The following is a 12,384-nucleotide window of genomic DNA, read 5'->3' on the forward strand; positions in this document are numbered from 1 at the left end:
GCCATGTCGACATGCCGCTCACGCCTGGCAGGTCTGGTACGGCAGCCGGACGTCCGGCCCGGCCAGGGCGATGCCGCCGTCGGCGGAGTTCCGGCCCTGTACCACCAGGGCGGCGGACGCGGTGCAGACCAGCTGGTTGATGCCGGTGCCGGTGATCAGCCGCAGGGAGAACGAGACGTTGATCGTCACCGGAGGTCCGGAAGACACCGTGAGTGCTCCGGACCGCTCCGGGAGCGCGGTCGTGTACCCGTCGGCCGCTTCCTGGGAGGTCGGCCCGGCCAGCAGCATCGCCAGGGCCCCGTCGACGGTCGCCGGGAATCCGGCCGGCCGCGACACCGGGGCCAGCCGGCCGTCGCGGACGAAGTAGAGGGTCGCGTCCGTACCGGGCCCGTCGTTCACCGGGTTGCGCAGCGTCGGCGCCGGCCCCGCCCCGAGCACCGGCGTCGGCTTGATCCCGCACGAGCTCACCAGCAGCAGCACCGCCAGGACGAGGAGTTTCTTCACGCGCCCTCCCGCGGCAGGCGCAGCTCGAACCGGGCGCCGCCGCCGGTGTCGGCCGCGACGATGTCGCCGCCGTGCAGCCGCGCGTTTTCCCGGGCGATGGACAGCCCGAGGCCGCTGCCTTCGGACCGGGCGCGGGCGGTGTCGGCCTTGGTGAAGCGGTCGAAGACCCGTGGCAGGACGTCGGCGGGGATCCCGGGACCGTGGTCGGTGACGGTGAGCACGACGGCACCGAACTCCTCCCGCAGCACCACCTCGACCGGCGGCGCGCCGTGCCGCAGCGCGTTGCCGACCAGGTTCGCCACGACGATGTCGAGCCGCCGCCGGTCCAGCCGGGCGGTGATTCCCGGGGGCAGGTCGGCGACCAGTTCGGCACCGGGCTCCCAGCCGCGCGCGGCGAGGCTGTCGCCGATCGCCGCGGCGACGTCCAGCTCCTCCCGGCGCAGCTCCGCCCGCCCGGCGTCGAACCGGGAGATCTCGATCAGGTCCTGCACCAGCCGGGTCAGCCGCCGCGTCTCGGCCGACACCAGCCGCGCCGCGACCGCGGTGTCCGGCGGCAGCTGTTCGGCGTCCTCGTCGAGGACGTCGGTGACCGCGTTCATCGCCGCCAGCGGCGTCCGCAGCTCGTGCGAGACGTCGGCGACGAACCGCCGCGCGTCCGCCTCCATCGTGCGCAGCGTGCCCACCGTGCGCTCCAGCTCCGCGGCGGTGTGGTTGAACGTGGTGACCAGCTGGGCGAGTTCGTCCGAACCCTTCGCCCGCAGCCGCACGTCCAGCCGGCCGCGGCCGAGCTGGCTCGCCGCGGTGTTCAGCGCGCGCACCGGCCGCAGCACCTGCCGGGCGGCCAGGAGCGCCACGGCGACGGCGATGGGCAGGGCGAGCGCGGAGTACACCCAGGCGTTGCGGGCCAGCTCGTCGATGGCGTCCCGCTGGTCGGTCAGGAACACCATCGCGTAGACCTCGAGGCCGCTCGGCCGGCCACTGGCGGTCTGCACCGGCAGGCCGACGAAGAACGTCGGGACGCCGCCGAGGTCGACGCGCTGGAACTGGATGTTCGTGGTGCCGGCCACGGCGTGGCGCAACCCGGCCGGCACCTCGTCGAGCGAGAGCCCCGCCGACGAGTGCAGGTCGTGGTAGACGACGAGCACGTTGCTGGGTTTGAGAGCCGTCGCGAAGGCGTCGAGTGTGCCCCTGGACGGCGGCACCGAAATGGTCGGCAGGTACGCGGTGACCTGGTCGCGCAGCTTCAGCATGGTCTGGTCCTGGATGCCTTCCAGGATGGCCCGGCGCGCGGAGACGTAGCTGGCGCCCGCGGCCGCGGTGGCGCCGAGGATCATGATCACGGCGAAGGCGGCGACCAGCCGGGGCCGCAGCCCGGCGAGCCACGTCCGGATCGGCGGTGCCGTCACGACCGGCCGAACCGGTAACCGAACCCCCGGACCGTCTGCACGTGCTCCGGCTTCGCCGGGACGTCCTCGATCTTCGCGCGCAGCCGCTGCACGCAGGCGTCGACGAGCCGGGAGTCCCCGAGGTAGTCGTGGTCCCACACGGCGGAGAGGATCTGCTGGCGGCTGTACACCTGCCCGGGCGTGCGCGACAGTTCCAGCAGCAGCTTCAGCTCGGTCGGCGTCAGCGACACCGGCTCGCCGCGCTTGGTCACCTCGAGCGCGGCCCGGTCGATCACGAGGTCACCATGCCGTTCCTCGGCCGCGGCCGGCTCGCCGGGCCGTTCGCCGACGGCCCGGCGCAGGACGGCCCGGATCCGCGCGTCCAGCACCCGCGGCTCGACCGGCTTGGCGACGTAGTCGTCGGCGCCGGCTTCGAGCCCGGCGACGACGTCGAAGTCGTCACTGCGGGCGGTGAGCATGATGATCGGGACGGGGCCCGAGGCCCGCATCCGCCGGCAGGTCTCGAAGCCGTCCATGCCGGGCAGCATCAGGTCGAGCACGACGAGGTCGGGCCGGTGCTGGACGAGCGCCTCGATGCCGAGCTCGCCCGATTCCGCGGTGCGCACCACGTGTCCCTGCCTGCGCAGGGCCAGCTGCAGACCTTCCCGCACCGCCGCGTCGTCCTCTACCACCAGTACCTCGGCCACGGCGCCATTATTCGGAAAAGCGCACGTCATGGCGACCCGGGCGGATCTTGTTGCAAAACCATGACATCGTCCTGACGGGATCCCGAAATGCGCGTCCGAGACTCGGGGACATGGCAGTGATCCTCACCGACGCACCCTCCGCGCCCCGCCCGGCCGGCCCCGCGCTCGCGACCCGGGCCGCGTCCCGCACCGCGGTCCTGGCGGCGAGCGCGGCCGGGTTCGCCCTGGCGTTCGTCGCGGCCTACCTGTTGTTCGTCCGCACCCAGGCCGGCCGCGGCGTCGAGAACGGCGTCGTCCACAGCGCCCAGTCGACGACGGTGGACTGGGCGGCCCCGCTGCGCGAAGCCGACCTGGTGGTCGTGCTCGGCGGGGTGGCGGTGCTGCTGGTGGTGATCTCCCTGGCCCGGCGGCGGTTCGCCCTCGGCGTGACGGCCCTGCTGTTGCTGGCGGCGCCCCTGGTGGTGGCGCAGCTGCTCAAGCTGTACGTGCTGGACCGCCCGAGCACCGACGACCGGCTGGGCGTGGCGAGCCACAACAGTTTCCCGAGCGGGCACGTGAGCGCGGCGATGGCGGTGCTGGTGGCGCTCGCGATCGTCCTGCCCCGCCGGTTCCGGTCGACGGCGCTGACGGCGGGCGGGTTCGGCGTGGCCTGGGTCTCGGCGGCTGCGGTGGCACTGGGCTGGCACCGGTTGAGCGACACCGTCGGCGGCTGCTTGCTGGTCGCGGCGGTCACCTGCGCCGGGGCGGCGGTGGTGTCCGCCCGCCGCCCCGACGGTGACCGGGTGCCGTGGGTACCGGTGCTGACGGGCCTGCTGGCCCCGCCGGCGGTGGTCCTGGCGGGCTTCGCGGTACTGGCGACGGCAACCTCGGGAGCAGCCCAGTTCGTGGCGGCGATGGTGCTGGCGGCGCTGTCGGCGGAGGCGGTGGTGTTGCTGGTGGCGGCCCCGTTGAGGCGGGTGACGTTCGACCCGGCGGAGGGCCGGGTCCGCCGGCTCCGGCGGGTGAGCCGGGATGGCGGCGGGCCGGAGGGACGGGGCGTGTACTCCGCTGGGGGTGCCGGGCCGTCGGCTCGCTGAGTTGTGGAGCTGCTGAGCCGGCGGTTCGCCTGCGCGGACCGCCGGTTCGCTTGCGCGGACCGCCGGTTGGCGTGCCCGGGCGGTCGGTTTGCGTACCTGGAGGGTCGGGCCGCGTACCCGGAGGGTCGGTTTGCGTACCTGGAGGGTCGGTTCGGAAACCTGCGTGGTCAGCTTGCGTGCCTGTGGGATCGGTTCGGGGCCTTGCGTGGTCGGCTTGCGTGCCTGCGCGGTCGGTTTGCGTGCTTGGAGGGTCGGCTCGCGTGCCTGTGGGGTCGGTTCGCTGGCCTAAGGGGTCGGTTCGTGGGACTTGCCGGGCATCTCGTGTGGGTGGGCGGGCATTGGGGTGGTGAGTGGTGGGGCGGGAGGCCAGTTTCGGGGGATTGGACCGCGACAGGGGGTGGGCAGCGGCCTAGCGTCGGGGTATGGACCCGAGGTTGGCCGATGATCTGCACTCCCTGCCCGATCTTCTCGATGCCGCAAGCAAAATCGCCGGTGCGGCGCTCGCCGGGCTGGGTGAACGGGCGGCCGCTGTTCCGCCCGTGGGGGTGCTTGCCGCGCCGCTGCCGGAGGGGGGCGCCGGGGCGCGGGGTGCGTTGGAGGAGTTCTCGCGGAAGTGGGAGCCCGGCTTCGCCGGCAGTGCCGGGCCGCGGTACCTCGGGTTCGTGACCGGCGGGGCCACTCCCGCCTCGCTGGCCGGCGACTGGCTCACCGCCGCCTACGACCAGAACCCGGCCAGCGGGATGGACTCCTCCGCACAGGACCTCGAACGCGAGACCGTCGGCTGGCTGGCCGAACTCTTCGGGCTGGGCCCAGAGTTCTCCGGCGCGTTCGTCACCGGCGCCACGATGTCCACGGTGACCGGCCTGGCCATCGCCCGCGAGTGGCTCGGCGAACGAGCCGGCGTGACGGTCTCCGTCGAAGGCGCCGCCGCGCTCGGGCCCGTCACCGTGCTCTCCGGCTCGCCGCACTCCAGCGTCCTGAAGGCGTTGTCGTTCCTCGGGATGGGACGTTCCTCCCTGCGGAAGGTGCCGGTGCTTCCGGGCCGCGAAGCCGTCGATGTCGCGAAACTCGCCGAGGTGCTCGAGACGCTCGACGGCCCGGCGATCGTGGTCGCGAACGCGGGGACCGTCAACACGGTCGATTTCGACGACCTGCGTGCGATCGCCGCGCTCAAGCAGCGTCACGACTTCTGGCTGCACGTCGACGCGGCCTTCGGCGGGTTCGCCGCGCTCGCGCCGGAGCACGCGGCGCTCACCGCGGGCCTCGACCAGGCCGACTCGGTGGTCGTCGACCTGCACAAGTGGCTCAACGTGCCCTACGATTCGGCCGTCCAGTTCACCCGCCGCCGCGATCTGCAGCTGCGGGTCTTCAGCAACAACGCGGCCTACCTCGGCGAAATCGGCGACATCCCGGACTTCCTGCACCTCACGCCGGAGAACTCCCGGCGGCTGCGCGCCCTGCCCGCCTGGTTCTCGCTCGTCGCCTACGGCCGCGCCGGGCACCGCGAGATCGTCGAGCGCTGCGTCTCACTGGCCCGGGACCTGGGCGCGCGGATCGACGGCTCGCCCCGCTGGCACCTGCTCGCGCCGGTGCGGCTCAACGTCGTCTGCTTCACCCCGGCCGGGGACGCCACCCAGGACCGCATCGACGCCCTCGTCCGCGCCATCGCCGAAGACGGGACCACGTTCCTGACCCCGACGGTCCATGACGGCCGGCCCGCGCTGCGCGCCGCCTTCAGCAACTGGCGGACGACCGCCGCCGACGTCGACCGGATCTTCGCCGCGCTCGAACAGCGGGCCGGCTAACTGCGGTCCGACTTCGGCATCAGGTACTTCCACGGCGACGCGCCCACGCCCAGCTCGCACGGCACGTGGATCAGCGACGGCCGGCCTGCCGCGAACGCCTTGTCCAGGGCGCCGCGGAGGTCGTCCGGCGTGCGCGCGGTCAGGCCGAGCGCGCCGAACGTCTCGGCCAGGCGGGCGAAGTCCGGGTTGTGCAGCCGGCCGCCCAGTGCGCGGCCCTCGAAGAGGCGCTCCTGGTCGAGGTGGACGTTGCCGTAGGACCCGTTGTCGAACACGACCGCCACCACGTTCAGTCCGTATTGGACAGCGGTGGCGAGTTCCTGCGCGGCGAACAGGAAACCACCGTCCCCGGCCACCGAAACCACCGGACGTCCGGGGAAGGCCGCCTGCACCCCCAGCGCCGTCGGGTAGCCGAAGCCGAGTGTGCCCTGGTGGCCGCAGGTGATGAACGTGCGCGGCGCGTACACCTCGAACCCGAAGTACGACGCGAAGCCGACCTGGCAGATCTCTTCGACGAAAAAGCCGTCGCGCGGCAGCACGTCCCGGATCGCCCGGAGGTACTCCAGTTCCGGTCCGACGTCGGCGAACCGCTGCGCCACGGCGGCCTTCAGCGCGGTGAACTCCGCCGTCCGGTCCGTCCGTCGTGGACCCACGGCCGCGGTCAGGGCGGCCGTGGCGTCGGCCGCGTCGGCGACGACCGCGACGTCCGCCTCGAGCCGGGTCGCCTGCCGCGGGTCGATGTCGAGCAGGATCGTCTTCAGGCCCGTGGGCTTGCCGGGCCAGCGGAACCAGGACAGTTCCAGCCGCGATCCGATGCCGATGACGACGTCGGTCTCGGCCCAGCGCTCGAAGCCGGACACGCAGGTGAAGCCGAGCGGGTGGTCGTCGCCCACGACGCCACGGCCGCCGCGGAACGGCACCACCGGCGCCTGCAGCCGCTCGGCCAGCGCCCGGACCTCGGCGGCGGCGTGCCGGGCGCCGCCGCCCACCATGATCATCGGGTGCTTCGCACCGTCCAGGAGCTCGGCGGCCTTGCCGACGGCGACCGGGTCGACGGCCGGGCGCGGCAGCGGCAGCGGGCCGGAGGCTTCGGCGGGAGCGCGCAACCCCAGCACATCCCACGGCACCGCCAGGGCCACCGGCCGTGGCCGCCCGCCTGCCGCCTCCCGGAACGCCGTCGCCAAGGCGTCGGGGACCTCCGCCGGGTGCTCGACCAGCGCGGACCACTTCGTGATCGTGCGCAGGGTCGCCAGCTGGTCCGGCATCTCGTGCAGGTGCCCGAGCCCGCGCCCGAGGTACGCGCGCGGGATCTCGCTCGTCAGGCACAGCACCGGGGCGCTCGCCCCGTGCGCCGAGAGCAGCGCGGCCGACGCGTTGAGGACGCCGGGGCCCGGCACCACAGTGCAGACGCCGGTGCGCCCGGTCGCCTGGGCGTACCCGAACGCCATGTAGGCCACCGTCTGCTCGTGCCGGCCGCCGATCACGCGGATCTCGCCGTCCGCGCGGGCGAGGCTGTCGAACAGGTCGTAGGTCTGCACGCCGGGCAGGCCGAAGACGGTGTCCACGCCGTGGGCCCGCAGCCCGTCGACGATCAGGTCGGCCGCGGTCGGGGCAGGCGGGGGGATCGGCATCGGCGCGGCCTCCTGAGCGTCGTCCGTCGGCGGAACCATATATGGTTTCCTACATGATCAGCGCGTCCGCGGGAAGACCGGTCACCAAGTCCCAGCTGGCCTACGAGACGATCAAGGCCCGGATCCTCGACGGCCGGTACGGCCCGGGCTACCGGCTGGTGCTCGACCAGATCGGCCGCGAGCTCGACGTCAGCGCGGTGCCGGTCCGCGAGGCGCTGCGCCGGCTGGAGGCCGAAGAGCTGATCGAGTTCGAGCGGAACGTCGGTGCCCGGGTCGTGGCCATCGATCCCACCGCCTACCAGCACGCGATGCAGACCGTGGCGATCGTCGAGGGCGCGGCCACCGGCCTGGCCGCGCCGCACCTGACGGCGGAGGCACTGGGCCGGGCCCGCGAGCTCAACGACCGGATGCGCCGCAGCCTCGCCGAGTTCGACCCGCTGGCGTTCACCGCGCTGAACGCCGAGTTCCACGAGGTGCTGTTCCGCGCCTGCCCCAACCCGAACCTGGTGGACCTGGTCCAGCGCTGCTGGACCCGCCTGGCCGCCGTCCGCGACAGCACGTTCACGTCGGTGCCGGGACGCGCACCGGTGTCGGTCGAGGAACACGAACAGCTGCTGGAGCTGATCGAGAGCGGAGCCGAGCCGGCGGAGGTCGAGCGGTTCGCCCGGAGCCACCGGATGGCGACCCTGGACGCCTATCTCGCCCGGGATCGGTGACCCGCCGGTTGTTTCCCCGGAGGCGGGATGCCAGGGTCGGGGCATGCCGGTCTTCCCCGCCCCGGACGGCACCGGGCTCGCCGTCCACCTGCACGGCTCCGGTGCCGAGCCGCCGGTCGTGTGCCTGCCCGGCGGGCCGATGCGGGCCGGCGGCTATCTCGGGGACCTCGGCGGGCTGACCGCCCGGCGGCGCCTCGCCGTGCTGGACCTGCGGGGCACCGGTGCCTCCGAGGAGCCCCGCGACCCGGCCACCTACCGGTGCGACCGGCAGGTCGAGGACGTCGAGGCGCTGCGCAAGCACCTCGGCCTCGACCGGTTCGACCTGCTCGGGCACTCGGCCGGCGCGAGCCTGGCCCTCCACTACGCGGCCCGGTACCCGGAGCGACTGCGCCGGCTCGCGCTGATCGCGCCCAGCCCCCGGGCCGCCGGCTTCGAACTGCCCGCCGCCGAACGACGGCGGATCGTGGCCCGGCGGGCCGGCGCGCCGTGGTTCGCCGCCGCGTCCGCCGCTTACGAGGCGATCGCCGCGAAGACCGCGACGGCCGCCGACTGGGCCGCCGTCGCGCCGCTGTACTACGGCCGCTGGGACTCCGCGGCCCAGCGCCACCACGCCGGGGAACGCGTGCAGCGCAACGGCACAGCCGCGCGGATCTACAACTCCGCGGGCGCTTTCGAGCCCGGCACGACCCGCACCGCGCTCGGTGGCGTCACCGGTCCGGTGCTGGTGCTGGCCGGTGAACTGGACTGGATCGCCAGCCCGGCGGTCGCGGCCCGGCTCGCCGGGTTGTTCCCGGACGGCGAGGTCGTCGTGCTGCCCGGCGCCGCGCACTACCCGTGGCTCGACGACGCACCCGCGTTCGGCTCAGCCGTGGGCGCGTTCCTGGCCTGACGCCGGATTGCGGCGGGGCTTGATGCGGACCGTCGGCAGGGCCGGCGCGGGCAGGCGTTCACCCGGGTAGCCCGTGACGCTGCCGAACTGGTCCGATCCGGCCTGCCACGCTTCGCGGAACGCGGCGATCTCCTCGTGGGTGCGGCCGACGAAGTTCCACCACATCAGGATCTCTTCGTCGAACGGGGTGCCGCCCAGGAGGAGGAACCGGGCCGGGACGGTACCGCGGTTGCTCAAGGTGAGGGAGCGCACGCCGGTGCCGACGTACCCGAGTTCCGCCGCGCGGACGCGAGTGCCGGCCACGACGACTTCGCCGGTGTCCACCAGGATGCCGTGCTCGAAGCCGGGATCCACGCCGAGGGACATGTGGGCGTCCGGGCTCAGCACGACCTCCGCGCCCAGCAACGGGGTGAACGTCGGGATCGGGGACGTGCGCCCGGCCAGCGAGCCGAGGAACACCCGGATCTCCGCGCCTTCGATCCGGTTCACCGACGGGACGTAGTGGTCGAAGGCCCGTGCGGTGTGCCGGTGGCGCTCGGGCAGGGCCACCCAGAGCTGGACGCCGTGGAGCGTCTTCGTGGCCGCGGTCGAGACCTCCGAGTGGCAGATGCCGTGGCCGCCGGTCATCAGGTTCAGCTCGCCGGGCCGGACCAGGGCGTGCGTGCCCAGGCTGTCGCGGTGCTCGATCTCGCCGGCGAACAGCCAGCTCACCGTCTGCAGGCCGGTGTGCGGGTGCGGGGCCACGTCCATCGCGCCGGGCCCGGTGACCTCGTCCGGGCCGTAGTGGTCGGCGAAGCACCACGCGCCGATCAGGGAACGCGACCGCTGGGGGAGGGTCCGGCGCACGCGCATCGCGCGGGGGCCGCCCAGCGGGACCTCACGCGGGGTGAGGACCTCGACGGCCGGGCGGTCGGGATCGGCGGCCGCGGGCCGGTCGCCGCAGGCGAGCTCGGCGGGGGCGGCCTCGGTGTTGCTCATGTCCGCCACGGTAGTCGCGATCCCGGGTGGTGCGCGGGTGGGCGGGGTCACGGCAGCCGGGCCCGGAACGGCCGCCAGGACGATCGAAGCCGCGCCGCCGGGCCGGGAGGGCGCCTTTGCTTTGTGGAGTTGTCAAACACCGTGCCCGTTGCCGGGTCAGGCCGCGGGGCGTTCCCCGGCCGTGATGACCGCCTGGCCCGCCGCCGTCAGGACGGCCGGGACCAGCTCGCCCGGGCGGCCCGGCCGGGCCGCGCGGACCAGGCCCTGGTGGGCCAGCTCGTGGGCCGCGAACTGGTCGCCGCAGGAGAGGCCGTCGATGAACAGGTCGGGTTCGCTGCTGCAGGACACCAGGGCGCGGCCGGCGCCGACCGCTCGCAGCATCGCCCGCATCCGGTGGTTGACCACGGGGTGCGCCGCCGGTGAGCCGGTCTTCTCGTTCCCGTTCATCTCGGTCCCTCCCGCTCGTGGTTCGGCCTTGTCCCTGCCTCTGCGTCGAACCGGAAGACGGGATTTCGACATGCGGGTGGAAACCGGCCGGAGCGTTCCTTCATCGTCACCGCCGGCGGTCCAGATCGGGTCGAATCCCCGTCGACGGACGTTCGGAGGACGGCCGCGAACGGATGGGCTCAGAACGGCGGGTCGCCCACCGCCACCGGTTCCGGAGTCCACGCGCTGCTGCCCTCGGTGCCCGTCGCCCGGACGGCCTTGGTCACCTTGGCGGTCGCGTAGCGCAGGGCCGGCCCGATCTCCTCGACCTCCAGCTCCATCACGGTGCGCTTCTCGCCCTCCTTCGTGTCGTACGACCGCTGTCTCAGCCGGCCGTGGACGACGACGCGGGTTCCGCGCACCAGCGACTCCGCGACGTTTTCCGCGTACTGCCGCCACAGGCTGCAGCGCAGGAACATCGCGTCGCCGTCGCGCCAGGTGCCGGATTCGCGGTCGTACTGCCGCGGGGTGCTCGCGACCGTGAAGTTCGCGACCGCCGCGCCGGCCGGGGTGAACCGCAGTTCGGGGTCGGTCGTCAGGTTGCCGACCACCGTGACCGTCGTTTCGCCTGCCATCGGTCTCTCCTTCTGCTCCGGGTGCGGGGTGCACCGCTCTTGCCCGTCGAGGAGAGCATGGGGGTCCGACAATTCCGGGCCGGGGGACGAGAGGCCGGCACCCGTCCGGCTGGTTTCCGGCCGCCATGCCGACCGCGTTCCAGAAGGAACTGTTCACGCTCGCCTGCCGGCAGGCGGACCTGTGCGGACTCGTCGCGATCGCGCTCGAAGACGCCACGCGCTCGGTCCTGGAAAGTGACCACACGCTGGGCGGACACGGGCGCGAGCAGGTCGCCGCGGCGGCCGCGCTCGGGGCCGCGTGCGAGGACCAGGCGTGTGCGCTGCCGGCCCTGCACGCGCCGCGGGAGGCGGAGGTGAAGGCGGTCGTCGCGGCCGTGCACACCGCCGCGGATCTCACTCGGATGGGTGGTCTTGCGCGGGAGGTCGCGGACGCGCCGGGCCGCGTGCCGCCGGACGTCCGGCCCGCGCTCGCCCGGCCGGCCGCGCACGCGGTGGCCGCGGTCCGCGCGGCGGCTGCGGTGCGGATCGGGCGGTGGACCGCGGGGTTCGTGCCGGTGGGCGGTTAGCGGCTGAGCCGGGTACTTGCTGCGGGGGTGGTTCCGGCACCCGGAGGCCTGTTTGCGGGAGGGATTCAGGGTCGGGGAGGTGTGCTCGCGGAAAGGCTCGGCATCGGAGGCCCGGCCACGGAAAGGTGGCGGCCGGGCTCCTGCCTACTGACCCTGCTGCGGGAACTGGCCCTGCTGGCCCGGCTGCGGGAACCCCTGCGGCTGGGAAGGGTGCTGGTACCCGGAAGGGTGCTGAACGCCCTGCTGCGGAAGACCCTGCGGCAGGCCCTGCTGGGGGTACCCCGGTGCGGCCTGCGGCTGGGCCTGGTTCTGCTCTTCCTGCGCCTGCAGGCGGACCGCGTCCTCCTTCGGGATGCGGTTCTCGATCCCGCAGAACGTGCACTGCGCCGTGTACTTGACGCTGATCGGGAACAACGGGATGAAGAACAGCGTGAACTTCGTGACCGCCTTGCGCACCGCGTGGGAGGCGGGGTTGCCGCAGCGGCCGCACAGGAAGGTCGTCATCGCCAGCACGTAGATCCGCGTGCGCCAGCCCCAGATCAGCATCGGTCTTCTCTCTTTCGGTCTTCGTTCGCCCGGCAGCCTCGCACATCGCCGGCGCCCGGTGGGGCGGTTTCGGCGAACCCGGCGCTAGATTGGGCGCATGCCGAGCGACTTCGCCCTCAAGACGATGAACGCCGTGCACCGCGGCCTGATCAAGCTGACCCGCGGGCGGGTCGGGTGGCAGGCCGCCATGCCGGTCCTCGAGCTCACCACCGTCGGGCGCAAGAGCGGGCAGCCGCGGACCGTGCTGCTGACCTCGCCGCACCAGGACGGCGACACCTACGTCGTCGTGGCGTCGCGCGGTGGGGACGACGTGCATCCCGCGTGGTTCCTCAACCTGCGGGACCAGCCCGACGTCGAGGTGTCGATCAAGGGTGGGCCGAAGCAGCCGATGCGCGCCCGGGTCGCCGATGCCGCGGAGCGGGCGCAGCTGTGGCCGAAGATCACCGCCGACTTCAAGAACTACGCGCAGTACCAGACGAAGACCGAGCGGGAGATCCCGCTCGTCTTCCTCGAACCGCGGTAG

Annotated in this window: 14 protein-coding genes; 6 read left to right on the forward strand and 8 right to left on the reverse strand. The window is 73.4% G+C overall.

The genetic code is table 11. The features are described 5' to 3' along the window. Positions 1-18: 18 nt before the first annotated feature. The 3 genes from AB0J55_RS37700 to AB0J55_RS37710 are packed head-to-tail and all read right to left on the reverse strand — an operon-like array spanning position 19 to position 2,596. Complete coding sequence (locus AB0J55_RS37700; RefSeq protein ID WP_364260028.1) at positions 19-504, reverse strand: hypothetical protein; 486 nt, start codon at positions 502-504, stop codon at positions 19-21. Continuing rightward, complete coding sequence (locus AB0J55_RS37705; RefSeq protein ID WP_364260031.1) at positions 501-1,910, reverse strand: HAMP domain-containing sensor histidine kinase; 1,410 nt, start codon at positions 1,908-1,910, stop codon at positions 501-503. The genes AB0J55_RS37700 and AB0J55_RS37705 overlap by 4 nt, the downstream gene beginning before the upstream one ends. Beyond that, a complete protein-coding gene (locus AB0J55_RS37710; protein WP_364260034.1) occupies positions 1,907-2,596 on the reverse strand; it encodes a response regulator transcription factor in 690 nt (229 codons plus the stop codon). Before AB0J55_RS37710 ends, AB0J55_RS37705 begins: the two co-directional genes overlap by 4 nt. Positions 2,597-2,712: 116 nt before the next feature. On the opposite strand from AB0J55_RS37710, the gene AB0J55_RS37715 reads away from it, so the two are divergent. Both AB0J55_RS37715 and AB0J55_RS37720 read left to right on the forward strand, forming a co-directional pair. Then, positions 2,713-3,672: a phosphatase PAP2 family protein gene (locus AB0J55_RS37715; protein ID WP_364260184.1), complete on the forward strand. Its 960-nt coding sequence runs from the start codon at positions 2,713-2,715 to the stop codon at positions 3,670-3,672. Between the two features lie 422 nt (positions 3,673-4,094). Continuing rightward, positions 4,095-5,477 carry a pyridoxal-dependent decarboxylase gene (locus tag AB0J55_RS37720; protein ID WP_364260037.1) on the forward strand — a complete coding sequence of 461 codons (1,383 nt, stop codon included), beginning with the start codon at positions 4,095-4,097 and terminating at the stop codon, positions 5,475-5,477. Here AB0J55_RS37720 and AB0J55_RS37725 read toward each other — a convergent pair. Continuing rightward, positions 5,474-7,105: a thiamine pyrophosphate-dependent enzyme gene (locus AB0J55_RS37725; RefSeq protein ID WP_364260040.1), complete on the reverse strand. Its 1,632-nt coding sequence runs from the start codon at positions 7,103-7,105 to the stop codon at positions 5,474-5,476. The two genes, AB0J55_RS37720 and AB0J55_RS37725, sit on opposite strands and share 4 nt — an antisense overlap. Positions 7,106-7,146: 41 nt before the next feature. On the opposite strand from AB0J55_RS37725, the gene AB0J55_RS37730 reads away from it, so the two are divergent. Together AB0J55_RS37730 and AB0J55_RS37735 are read left to right on the forward strand one after the other, a co-directional pair. Further along, positions 7,147-7,821 (forward strand): GntR family transcriptional regulator, encoded by a 675-nt coding sequence (locus AB0J55_RS37730; RefSeq protein WP_364260043.1) that lies wholly within the window; start codon positions 7,147-7,149, stop codon positions 7,819-7,821. A 43-nt stretch (positions 7,822-7,864) separates the two neighbouring features. Next, the gene (locus tag AB0J55_RS37735) at positions 7,865-8,710 is read left to right on the forward strand and encodes an alpha/beta hydrolase (protein WP_364260046.1); all 846 of its coding nucleotides are present in this window, start codon (positions 7,865-7,867) and stop codon (positions 8,708-8,710) included. Here the strand turns inward: AB0J55_RS37735 and AB0J55_RS37740 are convergent. The 3 genes from AB0J55_RS37740 to AB0J55_RS37750 all read right to left on the reverse strand — a co-directional run bounded on the left by AB0J55_RS37740 (position 8,684) and on the right by AB0J55_RS37750 (position 10,749). Further along, positions 8,684-9,688 carry a pirin family protein gene (locus AB0J55_RS37740; RefSeq protein WP_364260049.1) on the reverse strand — a complete coding sequence of 335 codons (1,005 nt, stop codon included), beginning with the start codon at positions 9,686-9,688 and terminating at the stop codon, positions 8,684-8,686. The genes AB0J55_RS37735 and AB0J55_RS37740 overlap by 27 nt on opposite strands. Positions 9,689-9,844: 156 nt before the next feature. Continuing rightward, positions 9,845-10,135, reverse strand: coding sequence for a hypothetical protein (locus AB0J55_RS37745; protein WP_364260052.1), 291 nt, complete (start codon positions 10,133-10,135; stop codon positions 9,845-9,847). Positions 10,136-10,314: 179 nt separating this feature from the next. Then, positions 10,315-10,749, reverse strand: a complete 435-nt coding sequence (locus AB0J55_RS37750; RefSeq protein ID WP_364260054.1) for a single-stranded DNA-binding protein — start codon at positions 10,747-10,749, stop codon at positions 10,315-10,317. Between the two features lie 125 nt (positions 10,750-10,874). On the opposite strand from AB0J55_RS37750, the gene AB0J55_RS37755 reads away from it, so the two are divergent. Further along, positions 10,875-11,315, forward strand: coding sequence for a hypothetical protein (locus AB0J55_RS37755; protein WP_364260056.1), 441 nt, complete (start codon positions 10,875-10,877; stop codon positions 11,313-11,315). A gap of 144 nt (positions 11,316-11,459) precedes the next feature. Here the strand turns inward: AB0J55_RS37755 and AB0J55_RS37760 are convergent, their stop codons facing one another. Continuing rightward, the gene (locus AB0J55_RS37760) at positions 11,460-11,861 is read right to left on the reverse strand and encodes a zinc-ribbon domain-containing protein (protein WP_364260059.1); all 402 of its coding nucleotides are present in this window, start codon (positions 11,859-11,861) and stop codon (positions 11,460-11,462) included. A 97-nt stretch (positions 11,862-11,958) separates the two neighbouring features. On the opposite strand from AB0J55_RS37760, the gene AB0J55_RS37765 reads away from it, so the two are divergent. Then, positions 11,959-12,384 carry a nitroreductase/quinone reductase family protein gene (locus tag AB0J55_RS37765; protein ID WP_364260062.1) on the forward strand — a complete coding sequence of 142 codons (426 nt, stop codon included), beginning with the start codon at positions 11,959-11,961 and terminating at the stop codon, positions 12,382-12,384.

Source organism: Amycolatopsis sp. NPDC049688 (assembly GCF_040674975.1).
Taxonomy (GTDB): domain Bacteria; phylum Actinomycetota; class Actinomycetes; order Mycobacteriales; family Pseudonocardiaceae; genus Amycolatopsis.

Bases quoted from the DNA above. Each gene is read 5' to 3' on its own strand.
- AB0J55_RS37720 (WP_364260037.1), top strand. From the start codon at position 4,095: ATGGACCCGAGGTTGGCCGATGATCTGCACTCCCTGCCCGATCTTCTC.
- AB0J55_RS37725 (WP_364260040.1), bottom strand. From the start codon at position 7,105: ATGCCGATCCCCCCGCCTGCCCCGACCGCGGCCGACCTGATCGTCGAC.
- AB0J55_RS37730 (WP_364260043.1), top strand. From the start codon at position 7,147: ATGGTTTCCTACATGATCAGCGCGTCCGCGGGAAGACCGGTCACCAAG.
- AB0J55_RS37735 (WP_364260046.1), top strand. From the start codon at position 7,865: ATGCCGGTCTTCCCCGCCCCGGACGGCACCGGGCTCGCCGTCCACCTG.
- AB0J55_RS37740 (WP_364260049.1), bottom strand. From the start codon at position 9,688: ATGAGCAACACCGAGGCCGCCCCCGCCGAGCTCGCCTGCGGCGACCGG.
- AB0J55_RS37745 (WP_364260052.1), bottom strand. From the start codon at position 10,135: ATGAACGGGAACGAGAAGACCGGCTCACCGGCGGCGCACCCCGTGGTC.
- AB0J55_RS37750 (WP_364260054.1), bottom strand. From the start codon at position 10,749: ATGGCAGGCGAAACGACGGTCACGGTGGTCGGCAACCTGACGACCGAC.
- AB0J55_RS37755 (WP_364260056.1), top strand. From the start codon at position 10,875: ATGCCGACCGCGTTCCAGAAGGAACTGTTCACGCTCGCCTGCCGGCAG.
- AB0J55_RS37760 (WP_364260059.1), bottom strand. From the start codon at position 11,861: ATGCTGATCTGGGGCTGGCGCACGCGGATCTACGTGCTGGCGATGACG.
- AB0J55_RS37765 (WP_364260062.1), top strand. From the start codon at position 11,959: ATGCCGAGCGACTTCGCCCTCAAGACGATGAACGCCGTGCACCGCGGC.